This window comes from Mesorhizobium sp. M0954 (assembly GCF_040319155.1).
Lineage (GTDB): Bacteria > Pseudomonadota > Alphaproteobacteria > Rhizobiales > Rhizobiaceae > Mesorhizobium.
Genome location: NZ_JAMYNR010000002.1, coordinates 1 through 19,013 on the forward strand (window position 1 = coordinate 1; position 19,013 = coordinate 19,013).

Consider the following 19,013-nt stretch of genomic DNA (forward strand, 5'->3'; position numbering starts at 1 on the left):
GTCCGAGATCGCCTGCATGAGGTTGAGCCGCCTGAAGGCGAAGGCGCGCTCCTGTTCCAGAACCGCGATCTGATTGGCCGCTTGTCGCCTGAAGCTTGCCTCGGTTGTCCTGGCGGTCTCAGCCGTCGTTTTCAGGTCATTGAGAAAGGAAGCCGTCGGGTTCATCTTGGCTCACTAGGATGGCGGAAGAGAGTGGGAGTCGAACCCACCAGAGACCGACTCGCGGCCCCTCCCGGATTTGAAGTCCGGACGCCCCACCGGGGACGATGCTCCTCCAGAAATTTGCGCCATCGGCGGCTCACCCTCGCCTGTCAGGCGGAACAGGTCCAGCCTGCGCCTGTTCAGACGGCGCAAGTCTCCCCGCCGCAGTGTCACGCCGTGCCGATCGAGAAATTCGAGGATATGGATGGCGACCTTGCGTCCGCTGCCCACGCGATCGCGAAATTGAGCAGCGGTGAACTCGCCTGTGGGCATCGACGCAGCGAGGTCGCGCGCGATCTCGACGATCTGCGCCAACGCCTGGCGCTGGAAGAAGTGATCATGAGCGACCTCATGGACCTTCCCTATGCGGCCGGCAAGTTTCAGAAGCCGCCGGATTTCCGTCTCCGGCGCGGCCAGCACCTCGGCAATATCCCACACTCTCGGCGGATGGAATCGTTCGGGTCCGCCGATGAGAGGCTGGATCTGCAGCCAGAGAGTTTCATCCTTTGCCGTCAGGTGCGCCTCATGACCGGGCAGCCGCACCCAGGCGCCGTCCAAGGCAACTTCTCCAGCGTGCGAAAGGCTCCGCAGAACTGCTATGAAAGAGGGGGCCGGCAGACGTGGATCAAGCCCAATACGCAGTCTCTCCATTCCTACGCCCGGCAAATCCGGATTGTCGGCATGGAAGGTCTCCAGGGTCGCGGCCAAGTCGCGCTTGAATCGCAACCAGCGCTCTGGCGACAGCACGAGAAGCATTTCTCCGACGGCAAAACGGACAAGCCCGAGTTGATCGATCAGGCCTTCCGTCTCGCAGTCACCGAGCGCCCTGTCGCGCGCGAAAGCCTTCAGATCGAAATAGTGGGGCGGCGCATCAAGGAGTGCGGCGGCGGCCAGTTCGGGCGCCAATAGCGCATGGGCATCGAGTTGGACCAGCCGTTCCGGCGCGCGGCGTTTGCGGCTGGGCGCCCGCAGATCGAGAAAATGTCCGCCGCCGATGGTTCGCCGCGCGGAGGTGTCGCGCACCACGTAAACGTCGCCGGCAGCGGCCGCGATCGGACTGTCCAGCACCAATTGAACTTTGGCCGTGCCGCCAGGCCCGATCGGTTCGTCTCCGAGGAGTACAATGCGTGCCCCGACCTCCGTCGCGGCATGGTGGAGCCGCACGGGAAACCATTGGCCGATCGGCTTGCGTTCACCCGGCAGAACGCGAAGGCTTGCATCGATCCGGTCCGACGGCGCGTGAAGCTTCGGATCGACAATTACGTCGCCGCGCCGGATCGCCTCCTTGAAAACCCTTTCGCCGGTCACATTGAGCGCGCAGCGGTCTCCCGCCCGACCACGTTCAGCCGGCCGGTTCTGGGCGTGGATCGATCGGACCCGCGCAAGCAATCCCGACGGGCTTACGACCACGTTGTCCCCAGTACCGAGAGAACCCGAAAGCACGGTGCCCGTCACGACGGTGCCCACGCCGCGCAGCGTGAACGAGCGGTCCACCGCTAGTCGAAAACGGCCCGAAACTGCACGCCGGGCAAGATGAGACGCCTCCTCGAACAAGAGATACCTGAGTTCATCGATACCTTCGCCTGTAACGACCGAGACGGGAATCAGGCGGGCCTCGGCAAGCATCGTCCCGGCAAGCACCGAGCGGATATCGTTCGCCACCGCAGTGCGGCGCTCTGGATCGGCCAGGTCGCATTTGGTGAGCAGGACGGCGCCGCGCTTGACACCGAGCAGGTCGACGATGGCGAGATGCTCCCGGGTTTGCGGCATGACGCCGTCGTCGGCGGCCACCACGAGCAACACGAAGTCGATGCCGCTGGCGCCGGCGAGCATCGTGTGTACGAAACGCTCGTGCCCGGGAACATCGACGAAACCGATGCTATCGCCACCCGGCACCGGCAAATAGGCGAAGCCGAGATCGATCGTCATGCCGCGTGTCTTTTCCTCCTGCAAACGATCGGTGTCTATACCGGTCAGCGCATGCACCAGCGCAGTTTTGCCATGGTCGACATGTCCCGCCGTGCCTACGATCATGATGATGCGGTCTCCGGCCACGGTGCGGCGGCGCGACGCTCGGCCTCGGCCGCATCGCCCGCGCTCAATTCGGCCCGCACCGCAGCCAGATAGCGGCTGGCAAGGGCGCTGCCGCCTGCCTGGGCACGCAGGAGCCAAACCAGCGCCTCGACCGCGTCAGCCGGCACGCCCGTGCCAAGATGGCAGGCGGCACCGAGCATTGCCTGCCCTTCGGCGTCTCCTCGCACGGCAGCACGGCGCCACCAGCGGACAGCCTCGTCCGGATCGCGCGGCACGCCGAGCGCATTGTGATAAAGCATGCCGATCCGGGTCATCGCGGATGCGATGCCTTGATCGGCCGCGGCAAGCGCCCAACGTCGCGCCTCGCCGACATCGGGAGCCATCACTTCGCCCTCCAGCAGCATCCAGCTCAGCATATCCTGCGCCGGTCCGTCGCCAGTTTCCGCTGCGGCCCGATAGAGCTCGGCCGCCCGGCGAAAGTCCTGCTCGACTCCTTCGCCGCGGAAATAGAGCGACGCCAAGTTCCTTTGTCCGACAGGATCCCCTGCCTCGGCGGCGAGCGCCAGCCAGCGAAAGGCCATATCCGCATCACGCTCGACGCCGAGCCCTGCGGCGAAGCAGGCGCCGATATTGTTCTGAGCGCGGGCAACGCCCCGGTGAGCCAGCGGCTCCCATATGGAGAGAGCCACGGCATGGTCGCCTCGCCGCGCGGCTTCGAGGGCTTCGGTCATGCGTGCGGCCACAGGCGTCTCGGCTGGGCGGCGCGCAAGGCGGTCAAGCCAGCGCATCGGTTCCTCCCGGATTTAAGCCGGCTAGATTGGCGACGAAGTTCGCCTCGTCTTCCAGGCAGCGGAAATCGAGCACGAGCGCCTGGTTTTCGATGCGCCCGATTACGGGGACGCCCAGCCCACGCAGCGCAGCCGCAAGCGCGTCGAGCGACCGGCCGCTCCCTGAGCGCGGCTTGAGTGCAAGCCCGGCGCTTGGCATAGTTTCGAGCGGCAGCGCGCCGGATCCGACTTGGCTCCGGCACTCCACCGTGTCGACCGCAAAGGCTTCGCCCACGGCATCAGCAACCAGGGGAGCAAGGCGCTTTGCCTGCGCTGCAATCTCCCTCACCGCGCGCGAGAGCAGCCTTAGCGTCGGCAGGCGCTCGGCCAGGCGGTCGGGGTCGCGGTAGAGCTTCAACGTCGCCTCGAGCGCTGCCAAACGAAGCTTGTCGACCCTGAGCGCCCGCTTCATCGGGTTGCGGCTGATCGCTGCGAGCAGATCCCTGCGGCCGACGATGAACCCCGCCTGCGGACCGCCAAGCAGCTTGTCGCCGGAGAATGTGACGAGATCGGCGCCGTCGGCGACCGCCTCGCGCACGGTAGGCTCGCGCCCAAGGCCGTAGCGGGCTAGATCGACCAGCGTGCCCGAACCGAGATCATGGACCAGCGGTATCCCATGCGCCTTGGCGATTGAAGCGAGCTCGGGTGCCCGGATCTCGGCCGTGAATCCTTCGATCCGGTAGTTCGATGTGTGCACCTTGAGGATGAGCCCGGTCTCCGGGCCGATCGCCGCGACATAGTCTTTGCGATGCGTGCGGTTGGTGGTGCCGACCTCGACAAGCCTGGCGCCAGCGCGCGTCATGATCTCGGGCATCCGGAAAGAGCCGCCGATCTCGATCAACTCGCCTCGCGAAACGATCGCTTCGCGACCGAGCGCCAGCGTGTTGAGGACGAGAAGGACGGCAGCCGCGTTGTTGTTGACGACGGTTGCATCCTCGGCTCCGGTCAGCTTGCAAACGAGCGATCGAAGATGATCGTCCCGTTCGCCGCGCTCGCCTTTCTCGACATCGAATTCGAGAGCCACCGCTTCGCGCATCGCCAGCCGAACAGCCTCGACCGCCTCTTTCGCGAGGAGGGCTCGTCCGAGATTGGTATGCAGCACCGTTCCGGTCAGGTTGAAAACGGGGCGCAGGGAAGAGCGTTCGCCGTCCCTGAGTTGCACGAGCGCGTCGCCGGCAAGATCGTTTGCCTCCGGCACGACGGCTCCGGCATTGCGGGAGGCCATTCGTGCATCGGCGACGGCTCGGCGAATGGCCTCCGTCGCGGCCTGCCGTCCGAAGCGCTCGATTGCGGCCGCCGCCAGCGGGGTCCTCAGCACTTGGTCGACCGACGGAAGATTGCGCAAAGGGTTTGCGGATGAAGCGGTCATCGTATCAATAGCCAACAAGGAACGGATTGAACGATCCGCGGCGATGGCCACCCTCGCGGACGAGCAGGTCGAGGCCGAGCGTCGCCACGTCGTCGGCCACCGGATCGAGAGCCGGATCCTTGTGCTGGTATAGGATCTTTACATAGCAGCCGCATGCATCGCAGGTCTCGGCCTTGACCGTGCCAGGACCTCCCTCGATTTCCTGATAGCCTATCCCCTTGGTCGAGCCGCACAGCGTACATTTGATACGCACGTGGTTCCACAATGTTCCACACAGCGCGCAGACGCAGAACCGCGCCCCGTGTGCGCCGTGCCAACCGACGATGATCGAGGATACGGGCGGCCCACCGCAGGCCGGACAGGCGCCGTCGGCAACCGGAACCAGCGTCGAGCTGTCGAGACATGCCGCGAGGCGGGCGAAGTGAACCTGCAGCGCGGCCGCGACATAGACATGCTCGGCAAGCGCGTTCATTGGGATCGCATCGGTGAGCACATTGCGCACCATGGATTCGACCCCGGACGCATCGATATTCGCCAGCCCGTCCAAGGCGGCTGCGGCCGCCTCGGGTTTTTCGATCGTGGCTGCCACTTCGAACAGGCGGCCGAGCGTCATTCCAAGGGCGGCATCCGAAGTGAATTGGCTGCGATCGAGCGGCGGCATACCGAAGGTTCGTGCGCGCTCGCGCGCCTCCGCGGTCGGCAATTTGACATCCGGCAAGCCGTCCTGGATGCGGTGCTGCGCATCCGTCAGTGCAGCGAGGAAGCGGAGATAGGGGCCGAGCTGGTGGTCATCCGCCAACACATTCAATCGCTCGGAGCGGCGAATGAACAAGGTCCGCGGATCAGGCAGGCGCGCAAAGGGTGGGGCCGAGACCTCGCCGATTACAGTCGGGTCAGGGCGTGACGGATCTTGTTGCCTTGGCATTTCAACCTCACGAACCTCACGGGCCACGTGGTCGGCTTGATACTGCTCCAGAGCAATTCCACCGAAAAGTGTATCACGGTTTTCCGTCCGGAATTGCGTAAAAACAAATACCCGCTCATTCGGCAGGATTCGATCCCGAACGTCCGTCCGGTTTGCCTGCGATCAGTTCACGCAGCCATTTGCGATGATGCCGCCAAGCCCAGCCGCCGGTCACCCGTCCGCGCGTCATGGCGGGAATGGTGCCGCGTACCCAGATGGCCGAATAGAAATGGATAATCCAGACGCCGATGATCGCCACGGCAGCGATCGAATGAACAAGAAGCGCCACCCGCTGCTGGCCGATTGTAGTGTAAGCGGCGAAATATTGTTGCCAGATGACGATGCCGCTCGAAATCAGGATGATGATGAGGATCGACATTGACCAGAAGACGAGCTTCTGGCCGGCATTGTACTTGCCAACGTCGGGGACGTTGTCCTCGTGATTGGACAATACGTCACGGAAACGGGCGAGCCACGTTCCGTCCTCGGGCCTCCACAAATTGGCCTTCCAGAACCGAAGGAAAAGCCCAAGGAAGCTGAAGAAGAGCAAGACGCCGATCCATGGGTGAATGAAGCGCGTGAACTGGCCGCCGCCAAACAGCCCCGAGAGGAAGAACAGGCTCGGGTGAAACATGGCAAGGCCGGACAAGGCGAGCAGGATCAGGCTGGCCGCCGTGATCCAATGGTTGATCCGCGCGCTCACCGTATAGCGGTCCACGATGACCGGCTTGCCGGGATGTACCTGCTCGTTCGGCTTCACGTCATATGCGGCCATCGTTGTCGCCTTCCGTCAGCTCTTCGGCATGCTCCTCATCCGCCTCGGACACCCTGTTCGGTCCCATCACCAGATGGTGAAGCAGGCCGACGCCGGCCGCCACGCCGAGAATGGTGAGGCCGGCATATTTGGTCACGCCCTTCCACGCCTCCACGAGCGGACTGATCTTCGGCTCCTTCGGCAGACCAGAATAGAGTTCCGGCTGGTCGGCATGGTGCAGCACATACATCACATGCGTCCCTCCGACGCCGGGCGGATCGTAGAGGCCGGCGTTCGAATAGCCGCGCGATTTCAGGTCCTTGATGCGGCCGTCGGCGTGCTGTTTCATCTCGTCTTTTGTGCCGAACACGATCGCCTGGGTCGGGCAGGCCTTGGCGCAGGCTGGTCCCTGGCCGACAGCCACGCGGTCGGAGCAGAGCGTGCATTTGTAGGCCGTGTGATCGACTTTGGAGATGCGCGGAATGTTGAACGGGCAACCCTTGATGCAATAGCCGCAGCCGATGCAGTTCTCATGGACGAAATCGACGATGCCGTTCGAATACTGCACTATGGCGCCTGGCGCCGGACAAGCCTTGAGGCAGCCCGGGTCAGCGCAATGCATACAGCCATCCTTGCGGATCAGCCATTCGAGTTCGTTCGTCTCGGGATTGTCCCATTCGCTGTAGCGCATCAGCGTGAACATGTCCGGCGTCAGATCGGCAGGATTCTCATAGACGCCGGTATTGAAGCCGATCTCCGGATGCGTGTCGTTCCACTCGATGCAGGCCGTCTGGCACGCCTTGCAGCCGATGCATTTCGAAACATCGATGAGCTTGGCGACTTCCGTCAATTGCTGCTCGGGCGCGGGAACCGTCGAGGCAGAGCGGCGGATGAGGTCCTTGTCGGAAAAACGGGGTGCGGTATCCGTCGTCGAAGGATTTGGAAGTGGAGGAAACATCGCTTACTCCTCCTACGCTACCGGCCCGGCGATGGGCTCGATATTGACAAGGAACGCCTTGTATTCCGGCGTCTCGATGTTGGCGTCACCGACAAAGGGGGTGAGCATGTTCGGGCCAAAGCCTTTCTTCGCCGCTCCCGTGAAGCCCCAATGCAATGGTATTCCGACGATGTGGACGGTCTTGCCATCGCAGGTGAGCGGCCTGATCCGCTTGGTCACCATGGCCTTCGCCACAATGGAACCGCGCTTCGACCAGACGCGCACCCAGCCGCCTTTGGTGATGCCCTTCTCGGCCGCAAGCTGTTCCGAAATTTCCACGAAAAACTCCGGCTGCATCGCCGCATTGGTGATGACGTGCTTGGTCCAGAAGTGGAAATGCTCGGTCAGCCGGTAGGAGGTCGCCGCGTAGGGGAACTCCGGCGAAGCCGATTCGGCGAACTGGGCCATATCGCCTTCGAACACCCGCGCTGCGGGGTTGCCGCGAACTTTGGGAGCTATCGGGTTCGCGATGGGCGACTCGAATGGCTCGTAATGCGCAGGGAATGGTCCGTCGCGCATCATGCCCCGGGTGAAGAGGCGCGAGACGCCTTCCGGATTCATGATGAACGGGCCTACTTGATCGGGCTTTGCCGTTGGCAAGATGTCGGGGACATCGTAGCCCGACCATTTCGTGCCGTCCCATTCAATCACCTTGCGGCTTGGATCCCAAGGCTTTCCGGTGAGGTCAGCCGACGCCCTGTTGTAGAGAATGCGGCGGTTGGCGGGCCATGAGAACGCCCATTTGGAATAGGCGCCGGTTTCGTCAGGATCGGTGGTGTCCCGCCTGGCCATGTTGTTGCCGTTTTCGTTGAAGCAGCCGGAATAGATCCAGCAGCCGCAGGAGGTGGAGCCGTCGTCGCGCAGCGCGGCGAAGCCCGGCAAGAGCTTTCCGGCCTCGGCCAACACCTTTGTCGGGTCGGCCGTGTCGGTTACCCTGGCGAGCGCCCTACCATTGATCTCCTGGGCAAGCTCCTCGGCCTTCGGATCGCCGGGATCGGCATAAGGCCAGTTGAGCTTGACGATCGGATCCGCGAAGGCGCCACCTTCCTTGGTGTAGAGCTCCTTCAGGCGCAGATAGAGCTGCGCCATGATCCAGGTATCGCGTTTGGCCTCGCCGGGGGGCGTGCCGCCGGCCCAATGCCACTGCAGCCAGCGCCCCGAATTGACCAGCGAGCCGTCGTCCTCGGCGAAGCAGGTGGAGGGAAGCTGGTAGACTTCCGTCTGAATCTGCGACGGATCGACATCGTTGTACGGCCCGTGGTTCTCCCAGAACCGGCCCGTCTCCGTGTCCAACGGATCCATGATGACGAGGTATTTGAGCTTCGAGAGGGACTCGATCACCTTCTTCTTGTTCGGAGCTGCCTGTAGCGGGTTGAAGCCCTGGCAGAAATAGCCGTTCATCTTGCCCTGGTGCATCAACTCGAAAGCCCGCAGCAGATCGTAGCCCGGCAGGTCGAGCTTCGGCAGGTAGTCATAGGCGAAGCCGTTCTCCGGCGTTGCCGCGTTGCCCCACATTGACTTTTGGAAGCTTACGAAGAACTTCCTGTAGTTCTGCCAGTAGCTCATCTGGTTCGGCCGGAGCGGCTTGAAGCCCCGGGTCGACATGTAGGCTGCCAGATCGACCTCCTTCTCAGTCGGCAGCGTCAGATAACCGGGCAGCAGGTTCGACATCAGCCCGAGGTCGGTCAGCCCCTGGATGTTGGAGTGACCGCGAAGCGCGTTCATGCCGCCGCCGCGTATACCGATATTGCCGAGAACAAGCTGCAGCATCGCCATGGCGCGGATGTTCTGCGAGCCCTTCGAGTGCTGGGTCCAGCCGAGCGCGTACATCGAGGTCATCGCCTTGGTCGGAGCCGATGTCTCGGCGACCATCGCGGCCACCTTCAGGAACCGGTCCTTCGGTGTGCCGCAGATGCGCTCGACCATCTCCGGCGTGTAGACCGCGACATGCTTCTTGAGCAGATTCCAGACGCAGCGGGGATTGGCCAATGTCGCGTCGACAACGGCAAAGCCGTCCGTGCCTATGTCATAGTCCCAACTGGACTTGTCATAGTCTCGCTTCGCCTCGTTATAGCCGGAGAAGAGGCCGTCCTGATAGGTGAAGCCCTCCTTGACGACATATGTCGCGTTGGTGAAGGCCTTCAGATAGTCCCATTGCACCTTATCGTTCTGGATGCAGTAGTTGATCAGCCCGAGCAGGAAGGCGATGTCCGTTCCCTGGCGGATCGGCGCGTAAAGATCCGACACCGAAGCCGAGCGCGTAAAGCGCGGGTCGATGACGATGAGCTTGGCGCCGCGGTTGGCCTTCGCCTCTGTGACCCATTTGAAGCCGCAAGGATGCGCTTCCGCGGCATTGCCGCCCATGATGACGACGAGATCCGTGTTCTTGATGTCGGTCCAGGAATTGGTCATTGCGCCGCGGCCGAATGTTGGGGCGAGACTCGCCACCGTCGGGCCGTGTCAGACACGTGCCTGGTTGTCGAACACCAGCATGCCCGCGCTGCGGACCACCTTGTAGGTCGCGAACGCGGTTTCATTGGTCGAAGCCGAGGCGGCGAGGAAGCCGGTGGTGATCCACCGGTTGACCGTCACGCCGTCATTGTTCGTCGCGACGAAGTTCTTGTCGCGATCGTCCTTCATCAGGCGGGCGATGCGGCCGAGCGCGTCTTCCCAGCTTATCGGCTCGAACTTGTCCGAGCCCGGTTTGCGGATCATCGGATGTTGCAGACGGGTCGGCGACTTGACAAATCCGAGCAGGGCCGACCCTTTGGGGCACAAGGTGCCGCGATTGGTCGGATGATCAGTGTCACCCTCGATATGAGTTATCTCGGCCGGCTCGCCCTTTCTGAGATCGCCCTTCGAATACAAGATTATGCCGCAAGCCACCGAGCAGTATGGACAGGTGTTGCGTGTTTCGGTGGTGTTCGCGAGCTTGAAGGGCCGTATAGCCGCCGCGTGTGCGGCCTCGCTATCGCCGAAGCCGAGGGCTCCAAGCGTAGTACCGGCGAGACCCGCGCCTGCTGTTTGCAGGAACGCGCGTCGAGAAAGATCGATGTTCATGGGTTCCTCCCGAAGCCGGTGCCCCACAAGGCAACTCGAACCAACGGTTTAATCCGGGTAACTAGTCTCGGACCAAATAAAATCAATGCCAAAGAACGAGGTGCGTACGGTGCAGCAAAAGTGCCCCTCCGAACCGCCTTCCTGCAGCAGGTTTGTGCCCGCAAATCGGCATTGTGTATTATTGTTGAATATTCTCGTCATCTTTTCGTGACCGCGACTGCGATTGACGAAAACGAACGCATTACCGTACAGTAAAGCGTGGTGATGAAACAGCTCCCGCGGGTCGGGGCGCCTTTCGATCGATACCCAATGACGGCGATGCCTCGCACGCCGGATTGGGCCCTTGCCTTTCCCAACTTAATGAAATCCGCTGAGAGCAAGCGTGCTCCAAACGCGCCGTGCGTTGGCGCGATCGTATTTTCCATTCCGGTTGACCTTGATCCCTACTAAAGCGTGCCAGCAGAGGAGGCTCGACGGCCATGGCAATCGCCCTCTCGCCTGAAATCACCGAAGCGCCCGTTGTGCGCCTGACCAGCCTCGCCCATGGCGGCGGTTGCGGCTGTAAGCTGGCACCGTCAGTGCTGCAGCAGCTTCTCGCTAATCCGGCGGCTGCCAGTCCCTATCATCAGCTTCTCGTCGGCACGGAGACCGGCGACGATGCTGCAGTCTGGCAACTCGACGGCGCGACTTGCGTCATTGCGACCACCGACTTCTTCATGCCTATGGTAGATGACCCCTACGATTTCGGCCGGATTGCCGCAACCAACGCCCTGTCCGATATCTATGCGATGGGTGGCCGGCCGATCATGGCGCTGGCGATCCTCGGGATGCCTCTCGACAAGATCCCGACGCTCATGGTCCGCGAAATCCTGAAAGGTGGCGAAGCTGTCTGCGCCGACGCCGGAATCCCGGTTGCAGGTGGCCACTCGATCGACTCGCCGGAGCCGATTTATGGCCTCGCAGTCATCGGCATATGCCGACCCGGAGATATCCGACGCAATTCTGACGCCAAGCCGGGTGACGCCTTGATCCTGACGAAGGGGCTCGGCGTCGGCATCTATTCCGCCGCCATCAAGAAGCAGGCGCTTTCCGAGAGCGGCTATCGCGAAATGATCGCCTCCACCACCCTTCTCAACCGGATCGGATCGGAGCTGGCGCAGGACGCGAGCGTCCACGCCGTCACCGACGTGACCGGATTTGGCTTGCTCGGACATGGCCTCGAGATGGCACGCGGTTCCGGGTGCACGCTGATAATTTGCAGCCACGACGTGCCGCTCTTTTCCGAAGCTGCCTCGCTCGCAGTCGACGGCCACGTCACCGGCGCATCGCGGCGCAACTGGGCGAGCTATGGCGACGCGGTAAGCTTACCTCCCGGCATGCCCGAGTGGCGACGCCATCTTCTCACGGATCCACAGACTTCGGGCGGGTTGCTGGTTGCTTGCGCGGCCGACCACGCAGCGGCGCTCGTCGAGAGGATCGTCGCGGACGGCTATGCTTCGGCTCGCATCATCGGCCATGCCAGGCCCGGCGCGCCGACAATAGTAGTAGAGGCCTGAACGGCCGCTCCGCTTCCCGCCTTGACCGCAGAGATCGGCGACCTGGTCGATTCCAGAATCCACCCAGAAGCTCGCGACATGAGGTGTGATGGTCACCCTGGGATGAGTCCACAACGGCGACGAAGCCTCCAGCGGTTCACGCTCAAACACGTAAAGGGTGATGGCCGTGAATTGACCCGGAGCGAGCGAGCTTCCGCTTAGGGTCGGTCTTTCGCGTTCCCTCAGAGTCGCAGGAGCGTGGGGTGAGCGGTACTACATCGACCCGGCCAGACGCCATTCCAACCGCTGATCCGTCTCGACCGCTTTCGGCCGCGTCGGCCGTTTCGCTAGGTCGCTTCGCCCGGCTTATGGAAGTTCGATCTCGCCGTCCACCACGTGGTTGAGGCCGGTGCCTTCCGCCGTCAGCGTCATGCGGACCTTCAGCTTCTTGCCGCCGATTTGCCCTTCGCGCACCGTCTCCTCGATCTTGCGCTGGGAGGTGACGCCGACTTCCTTCAGGAACTTGCGGATCGACATGTTGACGGCGTCTTCGCTCATGGCGGAACTCCTCTGTGTCCGGAAGGGATTGTAAGGGAAGGCAAGGGATCAAGGAAGCAGGACGGTGACGCACGGTTTTATTGAAATAGACCTCGAGCCGGGAGGAGACGTCCGGTCCTTAACTTGATCGACCGCTGGCAGGAGGAGTGAACCGATCGACGTCTTGCGCGGAAGGAGCACTATGACGGCCATCTCGGCTTTGATCTGACCGATCAGGAAAAGAGTGATCGAGTACCTCAAATCGATCTGATCAGCACTCGGCGCTTCTTTGGGTTCGATTGGGAGGAAAGATCATTAAAGAAGATCGTGGTGAGATAGATTGCGGGTCGGCACAACGTGAGCCAGGCCAAGCGCTGTCTCGCCGGAAATTTCTTAAGGTGTCGACGACCGGCGCGGCGATTTGCCGGTGCAGGTGGGCTTGCTTCCTGCATGACAGGTCAGCCTGCGGCGCGCGGCGCCGAAACAACCCCAAAGCCTGTGGCGCTTTATTAGGATGTTCCAAACAAGGTCGCCGCTGCGCCGGGTGCACCCATTTCCTGAAGCCGAATGCATCCGAGATTGTCGCGGGTGAAATCAGCCCCGATGGCTGGTCCCGCTTTTACAAAGCACGGCCTGCCTGATCGGCAGAAACCAGCGGAGACTTTCATTGTCTGCTGCGCTGCGGGTGATGGTCTGCAGGCATCGCGTCGAGGATGTGCGGGTCACATTAGGCATTCGACAAGTCCGGAGTCAGAGCCGAAGTGATCGACGACCTTTCCAACGTTTGCCTTCGCGCTTGACCCCTCCGGGTCAAGCAACCCAAATATCAGCGTTCCTCTGGCGGCTTGACGTTCTGGAACTGCATCAGTAGCAGCAGATCATAAATGATTTTGAGTGTGCCGCAGATCAGGAGGGGCCATGCCCGGAACGAGGCAGCGAACAGAGCGCCCGCCAGGGCGGGACTGGCTGCGGCAGCCAAACTGCGCGGTACCGATGTGAAGCTCGCGGCGGCTGCCCGCTCCGCCTCCGTGACGACCGCCATGACGTAAGATGAGCGCGTCGGGACGTCCATCTGTGAAAGCGCGGCACGGATCAGCAGCAGGGCGAGCGCCAGAGGAAGCGTCGGCGCAAGCGCCGCCAGCATCAGGGCGATGCTGGACGGAATGTGTGTGAACACCATCGTGTTGATGAGTCCGATGTGCCGCGACAGCCAGGCGGCAACGGGGAATGAGAACGCCGAAAGCACCCCGGACCAGAAGAAGAAAAAGCCCGCTTCCGAAAGCGACAGGTCGAATTTTTCGAAAAGCCACAGGGCAAGCAGCGACTGGACGAGGAAGCCGCCGGCAAAGGCATCAAGGCTAAAAAGGGCCGCAAGCCTGAAAACGATACTCCGCGAGGGGCCAAGCGCGGACGTGCTGCCGGAGTCCGACGTTGGACGGCGCCGCGGGATCTGCGCGTAAAGGAGACCGCCGAGCAGGCCCAGCAACGCATAGAGCACGAACATCGCCTTGATGCCGGTGAGTTGGTCGAGGCCGGCTTGCGCCAGAAGATCAGGGGTTGCCGAAGCGAGCGCGCCAACCGCGGCTGCGAGCGCACCCACAAGGCTGTAGCGCGCGAACATCTTGGTCCGCGCGGCGTCGGTGACTTCGCGTGTGAGGACGGCATGCTCTAAGGGCACGAACACGCTGACGCTGCCGGCCGACGGGTTGATGGTGCCTGCGAAGGCGATCACCAAAAGCAGCGCGTAGTCGCGGACCACAGCAAAGGCCACACCCGTGGCCACCATCAGACTGGCGGCGGCAAGCAGGAGTTGGCGGTGATCGTGTCGGGCACCAAGGAGTCCGACGGCGATGGTCAAGAGCGCTGAACCGAGCAGCGATCCGGTTGCAATGATGCCGACCTGCAGAGGCGCGAAGCCTAATGCGAGGAGATAGACCGGCAACAGAACGGCCACGAAGCCATCGCCCATGTCGCGCAGGGCTCGGGCCGCAAAAAGAAAAGTCGCCGGGCGGATCTGCTGCACTGGTCTAGCCTGCCCTCATCACCTGAGTTGGCGTCAACGGCTTTGGCAGCGTCGCTCGACAGGGCTGGGACATCATGACGGAGTCGCGTTAGACATTCCAGCGAGACGAATATCGGTTTCAATCCTCGGGCTGCCGCCCAACAATGCTGAATCATATCGTGTCAAGGCTTGCAACGACCGAAGACGCAACCGGCGCATATTGCACTTGGCTGTCAAGGTCGGGAATAGGGTCAGAACCTGCCCGTGATCTTGCATTCAGGGAAGGTCCGAGAAGGATCGGATCGCGAAGTTCCCCGCCGCATTGGCGAACGTCCCGAGATGGCGCATGGTGCCGTTTCGGAACCGGGTGGACCGGGGGCAGGATCGCCAATCAACCCGGGATCAGGTTGCAACCAAGTTCGAACGTCGCGTTACTGGCAAGTAGAAATGTCGCATTGGGACGTTTCAGAGGTAGGCGCCAGGTCAGGATTGCGGGGTAACGTGCATCCTGGCGTCGCCGTGAGCGCCCGATCGGGGCGATCCAGTATGGCACTTCGGCTTTACTAGCTTTGAGAGCCACTTACGCGCGAGCTTCGTTGGCCGGTGTCGGTTGCGGGTGATCCGATATTCGTCCAGCATCGCGACGACATCTGCAATGCGAAGCTTGGCGAAGAGTTTGACAGCGCAGATCAGCGCAAGATGTCCGACAGGCTCTTGGGCTTCTTCTCGCCAAGGGACAGATCAAGGCCCGACAGAAGTTCGACGAGATGGCTTTGCATCAGGTCGGACGCGTTTTGTGCGTCGTGCTTTTCGATGGCATCGACGAGGGCGTGATGGGCGTGGCTTTCGCAGGTGGTGTCGCGGCGGCCCCAGTAGAGCGCGATGATCAGCGACGACCGCGACAGCAGGTCTTTGACGAAACCGGTCAGGATAGAATGGCCGGCGATTTCGGCGATGCCGACATGGAATTTTGCCGACAGCATGATGGCGTCGCTGTCGCGTCCGGCATGCAGGGCCTCGTGCTCTTTTTCGAGATGAAGCCGCAGTTGAGCGATCTCGGCCGGCTTTGCCACTTCGGCGGCAAGCGCCGCGACCTTGGGCTCGATCAGCGCCCGCGCTTCGAACACCTCGCGCGCTTCCTGCTTGGTCGGCTGGGCGACGAACGCGCCGCGGTTCGGCTCGAGCCGAGCCAAGCGGTCATGCGACAGCGCCTGCAGCGCCGCGCGTATCACCGCGCGGCTCACCGAATAGATCGAGGCGAGCTCGTCCTCGGGTAGTTTTGTGCCCGGTGCGAGGCGGTGGCTGACGATGGCGTCGCGCAGGCCGGCATAGACCGGAAACCAGCGCATCGTCGGCTTGTCGCCATCCCGTGGCTTTGGCCCAAGCAGGTCCATCGTCTCATTGTCCCGGCGGCCGGATCGCTTAGCGGCGCGAACACCGCGTTTCCGGCCTGACATCGAACATCCTGTGTGGGAATGTCAACAATTTTGCACGCATCAGGATACACGGCCGGAGGGCGAAAAGGACGCAAAGATTCCGGCGAAGGATTTTTCGAGTGGAACCTGGTAGCCGCCGCGCTTTGAGGTCGACAGGCCAAGGCCGACGAGGCTCTCACAGAGTTTTACTGCGCAGGCGACGCCGTCGAGCACGGGAAGCCTATGTTCGCGGCTGAGCGCGGCGGCGAGGTCGGCCATGCCGGCGCATCCCAGCACAATCGCTTCGGCCCGGTCGTCGCGGATGGCGCGCTCGATCTCCTCCGAAATTCGATGGCGGGCGTTGGAGCCGGGCACTTCGAGCTCCAGAACGGGAACGTCGCTGGCCCGCACCCTGGCGCAGCGGCTGGCGAGGCCGTACCGCACCAGATTGTGCTCGATCGCCGGCACCGAACGCGACAGTGTCGTCACCACGCTGAACTTGCCGGCAATCAGGCTCGCCATGTGAAACGCCGCTTCGCCGATACCGACCACCGGCATCTCGCCGACGCAGCGTACTGCGTCGAGGCCGGTGTCGTCGAAGCAGGCGATGACGCAGGCGCTCGCCGCCGGATGTTTTTGGATCTCGCCGATCATTCCCGGGATGGCGAAGACCTCGTCGAAATAGCCTTCGACGCTCGGCGGCCCGTCCTTCGGATTGACGGCGATGATCCTGGTGCCGGCCGAAGCCGCGCGGCGCGCCGCCTCGCCGATCTTTTCGGTCATCGACGCGGTGGTGTTGGGATTGACGACGAGTACGTCCATTTGCGCTTTCATAGTTCGCCGCCGAGATAGAGTTTCTTGACCCGGTCGTCGCCAAGCAGCTCAGCCGAATGTCCGGCCAGCGCGATCTTTCCGGTCGTCAGTGCGTAGGCACGCTGCGAAATGCGCAGCGCCATGCGCGAATTCTGCTCGACCAGCAGCACGCTGACCTTTTCGTCGCGGTTGATCGCGACGATCGAGCGGGCGATGTCCTGAACGAGCTTCGGCGCGACGCCGAGCGAGGGTTCATCGAGCAGCAGAAGCTTCGGTTTGGCCATCAGCGCCCGCCCGATCACCAGCATCTGCTGTTCGCCGCCGCTCATCGTACCCGCCGTCTGGGAATAGCGTTCCTTCAGGCGCGGGAAGCGCCCGAGCACCATGTCCAGCGTCCTTGCGATTTCGGCCTTGTCGGTTCGGGTGAAGGCGCCCATCATCAGATTGTCGCGCACCGTCATGTAGGAAAAGACGCGCCGACCCTCAGGTACCATGGCGATGCCCATCCTGACCAGCTCGTCCGGGCGCGTTCCGTCGATGCGGTGGCCCTGGAAATGAATCTCGCCGCTGCGGACCTTCTTCAGGCCGGTGATGGCGCGCAGGATCGAAGATTTGCCCGCGCCGTTCGCGCCGATCAGCGCTACCGTCTCGCCCTCGTTGACGCTCAGCGACACACCCTTCAGTGCATAGACATGGTCGTAGTAGAGTTCGACGTCCGAGACTTTCAGCAGTTCGCTCATGGCTAAAATCCGATCGTCTCATCTTCGGCGCCGAGATAGGCCTCGATGACCTTTTCGTTCTCCTGGATTTCCTTCGGCGTTCCCTCGGCGATTTTCACACCGAAGTTCAGGACGACGATGCGGTCGGAAATGTTCATGACGGCGGGCATATCGTGCTCGACCAGCAGGACCGTCACGCCGCGCTTTCGCACGCCGCGCACCATCTCCACCGCGCGCACGGTTTCGTCATGGTTCATGCCGGCGAAGGGCTCGTCGAGCAGAAGCACGGTCGGGTTCGTGGCGAGCCCGATGGCAATCCCGAGCGCGCGCAGATGGCCGTGCGGCAGCGTGCTAGCGATCTCATGCCGTTGCGCGCCGAGACCCAGGAAGTCGATGATCTCGTCGGCCGAGCGGCCGAATTCATCCTCGTCGCGCCGTGCGGTATTCGTGCCGAGATAGAAGCCGGCAAGGCTGGCATTGGAACGCAGGTGATGCGCGATTATGACATTGTCGCGCACCGTCATGCCCTTGAAGATCGTCGTCTCCTGGAACGTGCGCACCACGCCCTTCCGGGCGACGATATGCGGCGCCAGGCCTGAAATCCGCTCTCCCCGGAACAGCACTTCGCCCGAGGTCGGATTGAGGAAAGAGGAAATCAGCTTGAACAGCGTCGACTTGCCGGCGCCGTTGGGGCCGATGACGGAAAGGATCTCGCGTTCGCGGACCGCGAAGGAAACATTGTTGACCGCGACCAGCCCGCCGAAGCGTTTGGTCACTGCCTTGATCTGGAGAAGCTCAGTCATGGTCCTAGCCCTGCTTCTTGCCGAACAGCCTGAGGCTGAGCAGGCCGTTGGGAAGGAACAGCATCAGCGCGATCAGCACCGAAGAGAAGATCAGCAACTGGAACTCGCCGGTCTCGAACAGGAAATCCCAGCCGAAATAGAGCACGAAGGTGCCGATCATCGGCCCGAAGACGTGGCCGAGCCCGCCGAGGAAGCAGTTCAGCATGAAGTTCACCGAGTCGGTGACGGTGAAGCTCGACGGATAGATCGATTGCGAGATGGCGACGAACATCGCACCGCCGAGACCGCCGAGGAATGAGGAGATGGCATAGGCGATGACGCGCAAATAGGCGATGTTGACGCCGATCGAGGAGGCCAGTTCCTCGTTCTGCTGCAACGACTGGCAGAGTTTGCCGATGCGCGAATGGACAAGGCGGTAAAGCCCGGCAAAGCACAGCACCATCAGCGCAACCGAGACGAGATAGAAGGCGGGACGCGGATTGGCGAGCGTCGCGAAATCCGGAAGGATGCTCAGCCCGAAGATCGAGATGCCGCCGGGGAGCGGAATGCTGACCATGCCCTTGGCTCCGTTGGTGATCGGCAGTGCCAGCGCGAGCAGCCGCGCCACTTCGGTCAAAACCAGCGTGACCATGGCGAAATAGACGCCGCGAAGCCTGAGGATGGGCAGCCCGATCAGCACGCTTGCAGCGGCGCAGAACAGCCCAGCCAGCGGCAGTGTCAGCCAGAACGACACACCATGCTGGACGACAAGGATGGCCGAAACATAGCCGCCCATAAGCGCGAAGGCGCCCTGGCCGATATTGATGCGGCCGATGTAGAAAGTCACCCACACCCCGGCGCTGGCGATGCTGAGCAGCGCGACCGAAGTCAGCGTGTAGTAGAGGTCGAGCCGACCGGTCGCCTCGATCAGCCAGGGCACGCCGATGAGTACGACCAGCAGGAAGACAGCGACGCCGAGGATGTTGCGTGTACGCTTCATGTCG

General features: G+C 62.4%; 14 protein-coding genes, 1 tRNA gene and 2 pseudogenes. 1 reads left to right on the forward strand and 16 read right to left on the reverse strand.

What is annotated here, in order from left to right:
- Window positions 1–180: 180 nt before the first annotated feature.
- The 8 genes and pseudogenes from NKH93_RS03100 to fdnG form a co-directional block, all read right to left on the reverse strand.
- Window positions 181–276 (reverse strand) — tRNA-Sec (locus tag NKH93_RS03100).
- Window positions 277–399: 123 nt separating this feature from the next.
- A pseudogene (selB, locus tag NKH93_RS03105) lies at window positions 400–2,235 on the reverse strand (selenocysteine-specific translation elongation factor); the annotation flags it as partial.
- Window positions 2,232–3,023, reverse strand: a complete 792-nt coding sequence (locus NKH93_RS03110; protein WP_352969050.1) for a tetratricopeptide repeat protein — start codon at window positions 3,021–3,023, stop codon at window positions 2,232–2,234. The pseudogene selB and the gene NKH93_RS03110, both read right to left, overlap by 4 nt.
- The gene (gene selA, locus NKH93_RS03115) at window positions 3,010–4,431 is read right to left on the reverse strand and encodes an L-seryl-tRNA(Sec) selenium transferase (RefSeq protein WP_352969053.1); all 1,422 of its coding nucleotides are present in this window, start codon (window positions 4,429–4,431) and stop codon (window positions 3,010–3,012) included. Before selA ends, NKH93_RS03110 begins: the two co-directional genes overlap by 14 nt.
- Before the next feature lie 4 nt (window positions 4,432–4,435).
- Window positions 4,436–5,356: a formate dehydrogenase accessory protein FdhE gene (gene fdhE / locus NKH93_RS03120; protein WP_352969055.1), complete on the reverse strand. Its 921-nt coding sequence runs from the start codon at window positions 5,354–5,356 to the stop codon at window positions 4,436–4,438.
- Window positions 5,357–5,471: 115 nt separating this feature from the next.
- Window positions 5,472–6,170, reverse strand: coding sequence for a formate dehydrogenase subunit gamma (locus NKH93_RS03125; protein WP_352451684.1), 699 nt, complete (start codon window positions 6,168–6,170; stop codon window positions 5,472–5,474).
- Window positions 6,157–7,107, reverse strand: coding sequence for a formate dehydrogenase subunit beta (fdxH, locus tag NKH93_RS03130; RefSeq protein WP_352774620.1), 951 nt, complete (start codon window positions 7,105–7,107; stop codon window positions 6,157–6,159). Before fdxH ends, NKH93_RS03125 begins: the two co-directional genes overlap by 14 nt.
- A gap of 12 nt (window positions 7,108–7,119) precedes the next feature.
- Window positions 7,120–10,206, reverse strand: a complete 3,087-nt coding sequence (gene fdnG / locus NKH93_RS03135) for a formate dehydrogenase-N subunit alpha (RefSeq protein WP_352969057.1) — start codon at window positions 10,204–10,206, stop codon at window positions 7,120–7,122.
- Window positions 10,207–10,685: 479 nt separating this feature from the next.
- Between fdnG and selD the strand changes: the two genes are divergently transcribed.
- On the forward strand, window positions 10,686–11,762 hold the full coding sequence (gene selD, locus NKH93_RS03140; RefSeq protein ID WP_352779758.1) for a selenide, water dikinase SelD: 1,077 nt from the start codon (window positions 10,686–10,688) through the stop codon (window positions 11,760–11,762).
- Window positions 11,763–11,846: 84 nt separating this feature from the next.
- On the opposite strand, the pseudogene NKH93_RS03145 reads toward selD, so the two are convergent.
- The 8 genes and pseudogenes from NKH93_RS03145 to NKH93_RS03180 form a co-directional block, all read right to left on the reverse strand.
- Window positions 11,847–11,987, reverse strand: a pseudogene (locus tag NKH93_RS03145) (hypothetical protein); the annotation flags it as partial.
- 120 nt (window positions 11,988–12,107) lie between these two features.
- Window positions 12,108–12,299, reverse strand: a complete 192-nt coding sequence (locus tag NKH93_RS03150) for a DUF6494 family protein (RefSeq protein WP_023679340.1) — start codon at window positions 12,297–12,299, stop codon at window positions 12,108–12,110.
- Between the two features lie 805 nt (window positions 12,300–13,104).
- Complete coding sequence (locus tag NKH93_RS03155; protein WP_352969438.1) at window positions 13,105–14,247, reverse strand: MFS transporter; 1,143 nt, start codon at window positions 14,245–14,247, stop codon at window positions 13,105–13,107.
- Between the two features lie 722 nt (window positions 14,248–14,969).
- On the reverse strand, window positions 14,970–15,674 hold the full coding sequence (locus NKH93_RS03160) for a GntR family transcriptional regulator (RefSeq protein WP_352969440.1): 705 nt from the start codon (window positions 15,672–15,674) through the stop codon (window positions 14,970–14,972).
- A gap of 102 nt (window positions 15,675–15,776) precedes the next feature.
- A complete protein-coding gene (locus NKH93_RS03165; RefSeq protein ID WP_352618539.1) occupies window positions 15,777–16,517 on the reverse strand; it encodes an aspartate/glutamate racemase family protein in 741 nt (246 codons plus the stop codon).
- Window positions 16,518–16,525: 8 nt separating this feature from the next.
- Window positions 16,526–17,248 (reverse strand): ABC transporter ATP-binding protein, encoded by a 723-nt coding sequence (locus NKH93_RS03170; RefSeq protein ID WP_352969059.1) that lies wholly within the window; start codon window positions 17,246–17,248, stop codon window positions 16,526–16,528.
- A gap of 2 nt (window positions 17,249–17,250) precedes the next feature.
- Window positions 17,251–18,030 (reverse strand): ABC transporter ATP-binding protein, encoded by a 780-nt coding sequence (locus NKH93_RS03175; protein ID WP_352474568.1) that lies wholly within the window; start codon window positions 18,028–18,030, stop codon window positions 17,251–17,253.
- A 4-nt stretch (window positions 18,031–18,034) separates the two neighbouring features.
- On the reverse strand, window positions 18,035–19,009 hold the full coding sequence (locus tag NKH93_RS03180) for a branched-chain amino acid ABC transporter permease (protein ID WP_352503770.1): 975 nt from the start codon (window positions 19,007–19,009) through the stop codon (window positions 18,035–18,037).
- Window positions 19,010–19,013: the final 4 nt, after the last annotated feature.